Source organism: Candidatus Hydrogenedentota bacterium, assembly GCA_019695095.1.
Taxonomy (GTDB): domain Bacteria; phylum Hydrogenedentota; class Hydrogenedentia; order Hydrogenedentales; family SLHB01; genus JAIBAQ01.
In genome coordinates, this window is sequence record JAIBAQ010000334.1 from 1 (window position 1) to 3772 (window position 3772).

The following is a 3772-nucleotide window of genomic DNA, read 5'->3' on the forward strand; positions in this document are numbered from 1 at the left end:
CTGTGATCCGCGCACGGCCGCGCCGCTGATCGCCGCCGAGCGCGCGGTGGCTCAACGGATCGGACATCCGAAGGCGATGACCATTCCACCGCATTTCGTGGCACCGCATTTCGCGGCCTCAGCGCCGACGAACCCTCTTCAACCCCAGTGGATGGCTCAAGGGTCGGTGCGTCCTCAACGCCCACGGGTTGCCCAGGGGCCGATCGTGTCAGCTCGTCCCCCCGTGAGCAGCGTCGATGCCAATCCGGCATTCGGCGTGTTCATTCAATACGTGTCCGCTCAGCAAATACGTTGAACCACGGATCTTGGCAGCGAAAGGAAAGACGGCATGTACGAACCAACGACCGGCCGCTTCAGCACGCTCGACCCATTCTTCGGAAACCTCAACGACCCGCAATCGTTCCACAAGTACGCCTACGTCCACGGCGACCCGGTCAACAACATCGACCCGACGGGGATGTACTCCGGAGCGGCGGTCGGGGCCATCTATTCGATGTTTGTTTCGGGTGTTCTCGGTGCACCGCCTCGCACCGCACAAAGACCAATGGATGGTTCTCGGATACTCACAGACGGTGGCAGTTACCGAATGCTCACAAGAAAGGAACAATTGATAATTGGCTATTTTTACAGGGCCGCATTTCCAGGACTGTTTGATCGCGGAGGCCACAACGGCGATCAAGAGCTACTTCGCCTCGCACGTGTCATGTCGGAAGTAAAGTTGTGGGACCAGAAGTCAATTCAAGGTTGGCATGTCCTCCGTCCCAAATACATAATCGCATTCCATGCTATAGACACTTTTGGGGCTGGCGCAGTCTCGTTAGGTACAGATCAATACTATGCGCGTTTTCCACGTGCGAATGAAGTGGACAATCTTCCTCTTTTGGCACACGAGTTGTTTCATTCGTACCATGCAGACAGAACGGGAGGAACGACCTCGTTTTTATCCATTTATCTTCTGGATTCGGCTGCTGCATATGTCGAAAGCGGTGCAGCGTACCATGGAAACTTCTCCGAGATTTTTGGGCACGCAATCCAGGATGCGTTGCTTGAAATGCTGGACAATCCAACTTTTGTCGCCGCGTTTTAAAATGAAACTGAAGCCAGTCTTCCGGAGTCGATGAAGCGCACAATCGAATTGAAAGTCAATAGCCACTTAAGCAGGCTCTTTAAGCGGCCACCGCCGAGTGAGCCGTTCCCGTCTTCTGGTTTCTACGAATACCCTTGGCCGATGTACTGACACTCAAAGAATGCGGCTCATCCGGCAATCATAACTGGTGTCTCCTCCATTCAAGAATATCGAAGGGGTTAAGTTTCCCCGAACTCTTATTGCTGGTCCAGCTATATCCAGAAGGTCATATGCGACTCCACATTCCTAGAAATCTACAACTGGCACGTCTTGTGCTAATTTGCGTTGTTCCGTTCGTTCTACTCACTGGAGGATGTTTTGGGGACGCAATAATCTCTGTGAAAGGAACCGTTGTCGATACACATGAAAAACCTATCCAGAGAGCGAGAGCGGAATTGTATTTCAATTCTGAAACTTCTCCTCGCAAATCGCACATGTCATCAGACGCAGGTCAATACAGGCTCTTCGATACTTACGCACCATCGTTTGAGAAGCCTAAGATTATTCTGGTGGTTGAGAAAGAAGGGTTTCGAAGATATTCCGAAGAATTGGACGCGTCCAAGGCTTACCACGAGAATCATAAAGTTATCCTTCGACCAGAGGACTCTGCCGACAAGTGAAATTCTATGCAGGCATATCACGTGAATTGTCGAATTGGTGCAGCCGCAAAAGCCAGCGAGTAAATCATGTACCGTGAACTGTTGAATGATCTGACTTCTATTTCAATTATTCGTAATATGTCGAGGGAATACTCCAAACTCGCGGATCGCGTGCGTGAGTACGAGCGGTTTCTCCCCGCGGCCGCCTGGATGATCGATCCCCTCTGGCAGCAGGCGGAGTGGTCCGCCACGACGTTTCGCTGGCATCCCACCAGCGATGCTCCGCCGATCATGGGGCTCGTCTTCGACCACGCTGACGAGGCACGCAAACTCTTCCAAAACTGGGTCGAACAGAACGGCAACCGGGACGAGCTTGAGGAAATCCGCGTGACCATCATCGAGGGGGACGCGATTGTCGAGGGGAAAGGCCCCGACGAAAAGCCCGGCTACGCGGTGCATCTTTGCCCCGACCCCGAGAACTCGATGATCCGCGCTACGGCGGAGGGGATCGTCCTCGACGAACTCCCCCTCTCGCTGTTCGGCCAGGTCCGCTGCATGTTCCCCGTTGCGGGAGCCGAGCCGCTCTTACCGCGTTTCAGGGATGAATTCGCAAAGCACCAGGAATACCTGCTGGCCCCGGTCACGCGCGGGGAAGATGGCCAACTCTACGTCGATGTCGAATGCGGCATCATCAAGCAAACCGTCCACTTCCAGAACCTCGCGGTGGTCGACGAACAACTCCTCCACGCCGCGAAGAAATTCTGGGAACAGACCGCATACCCGCGTTCATCCATTGCCCGTCAATCATGATCTGTTCCTTCACGCCCTGCCGCCGGTTCTCTTCCACCAGCGAGAGATCCCTGGCCACGGAACCGGAGCCCCGCTCTCTTTCCAGCTTCTGCTTCCAGGTCCGCAACAGGTTGGGATGCACCCCCAGGCTCCGAGCCGCCTCGCCCAGCGAGTACCCCCGCTCGGTCACCAACTGCACCGCCTCACGCTTGAACTCGGCCGTGTACGCTCGTCGCTTCGTGCTCATTTTGGACTTCTCCTCGCGAAGAGTTTACACTCTCCGCCAAGCGCCCACTATTCGCGGGGAAGTCCAGGGGTTGGGCGCCACAGGATTTGCGATCTATGATGTTACAGACTGGCTGCGTGGCGTTTTCCCTTACCTCATCGGAACAGAACAGGGTGGCCCCTACTTAAATGTAACAACTGAGATTTACGGTCATGCCGTTCAGGATACACTCTCCGAAATGATCTCAGACCCTGTATTCGTTAATGCATTTCAAAACGAGACAGAAGCATCTCTTCCAGACTCGATGAAGAGAACCATTCAGATAAAATTCTTGAAGTATTTACGCGTAAGAATGGGCCTTTGACCAGCGAGTAAATGAGAGTGAATCAGATGCGAGCCCTCCCAATCGTTGCTCTCTTCGGAATTCTCAATTGCGGATGCGACCAATATATCTTTGTCAAAGGGAAGGTTGTCGACGCGAAGGGTGTGCCCATTGGAGGCGCGGAAGTCAATTTGGACATCATGAATAATCCGCGATTGGCTAAACACTGCATAACTTCGGAAAAAGGTGAGTACCGAGTTTCAGAGACGTATGCACATCCCCTCTTCGGTGCGCCAGAGATCACATTGTCGGCCGAAAAAGAGGGTTACAAATCACATTCTGAGGCGCTGGATTACACAGACCAACGACTGGAACACCATACGATAACTTTGGAGAAGGATGCTGAGCCGCAAGAATGAGGACGAAGTGGTTGCAAACAATGGCTGCGAGATTGACTTGTAAAATGTCGACAAAAAATCTTCTTCCAAAATGGAAGTTGCGTAGTGGTGCGACTACGGGTAAGTGTCAGCTGGAACCACGCAAACAACCTCGGAAAGCACCGTAGGTCAGGCACAGTAAAAGTAGGGTGGGCAGAGTCTTCGAGGCCCACCAGGATTTCCCGTGAATGGTGTGCCTCGCCAAACCTCGGCACACCCTACGCGACTTGCCGACAATTCACGGATTGCCGTGGGAGTTTTTTGTGCCGGGGT

The 3772-nt window shown here is 53.4% G+C and carries 5 protein-coding genes; 4 read left to right on the forward strand and 1 reads right to left on the reverse strand.

Annotation, left to right across the window (positions count from 1 at the left end; genetic code table 11):
• The 3 genes from K1Y02_25860 to K1Y02_25870 form a co-directional block, all read left to right on the forward strand.
• On the forward strand, positions 1 to 295 hold a 295-nt coding region (locus K1Y02_25860), incomplete at its 5' end, for a hypothetical protein (protein MBX7259807.1).
• A gap of 33 nt (positions 296 to 328) precedes the next feature.
• On the forward strand, positions 329 to 1087 hold the full coding sequence (locus tag K1Y02_25865; GenBank protein ID MBX7259808.1) for a hypothetical protein: 759 nt from the start codon (positions 329 to 331) through the stop codon (positions 1085 to 1087).
• Between the two features lie 725 nt (positions 1088 to 1812).
• Entirely contained in the window at positions 1813 to 2535 is a 723-nt protein-coding gene (locus K1Y02_25870; protein ID MBX7259809.1) for a hypothetical protein, read from the forward strand.
• Here the strand turns inward: K1Y02_25870 and K1Y02_25875 are convergent.
• A complete protein-coding gene (locus K1Y02_25875) occupies positions 2417 to 2761 on the reverse strand; it encodes a transposase (GenBank protein ID MBX7259810.1) in 345 nt (114 codons plus the stop codon). The genes K1Y02_25870 and K1Y02_25875 overlap by 119 nt on opposite strands.
• 369 nt (positions 2762 to 3130) lie before the next feature.
• Here K1Y02_25875 and K1Y02_25880 point away from each other — a divergent pair, with 369 nt between their 5' ends.
• Positions 3131 to 3481 (forward strand): carboxypeptidase-like regulatory domain-containing protein, encoded by a 351-nt coding sequence (locus K1Y02_25880; GenBank protein MBX7259811.1) that lies wholly within the window; start codon positions 3131 to 3133, stop codon positions 3479 to 3481.
• Positions 3482 to 3772: the final 291 nt, after the last annotated feature.